General features: G+C 60.4%; 1 protein-coding gene. It reads right to left on the minus strand.

The features are described 5' to 3' along the window. Positions 1-323, minus strand: a 323-nt coding sequence (locus A6R74_RS10615) for an ATP-binding cassette domain-containing protein (protein ID WP_121499383.1), incomplete at both ends; no start/stop codon positions are given.

The following is a 323-nucleotide window of genomic DNA, read 5'->3' on the forward strand; positions in this document are numbered from 1 at the left end:
CGTGGGTAACGTAGATCATGGTGGCGTCAAGCTCGTCGTGCAGGCGCGCAAGCTCAATGCGCATCTGCACCCGAAGTGCGGCATCCAGAGTGGAAAGCGGCTCGTCGAACAGGAAGATACTGGGGTTACGCACAATCGCGCGGCCGATCGCCACCCGCTGACGCTGACCGCCGGAAAGTGCTTTGGGCTTGAGATCCAGCAGCGGCTCTAGCTGCAGAATTTTGGCTGCTTCCAGCACCTTGGCCCTGCGCTCCTCTTTGGGTACGCCCGCAAGACGCATGCTGAAGCCCATGTTGCCCTCTACTGTCATATGCGGGTAGAGC

Source organism: Halomonas sp. ALS9, from assembly GCF_001651035.1.
Lineage (GTDB): Bacteria > Pseudomonadota > Gammaproteobacteria > Pseudomonadales > Halomonadaceae > Vreelandella.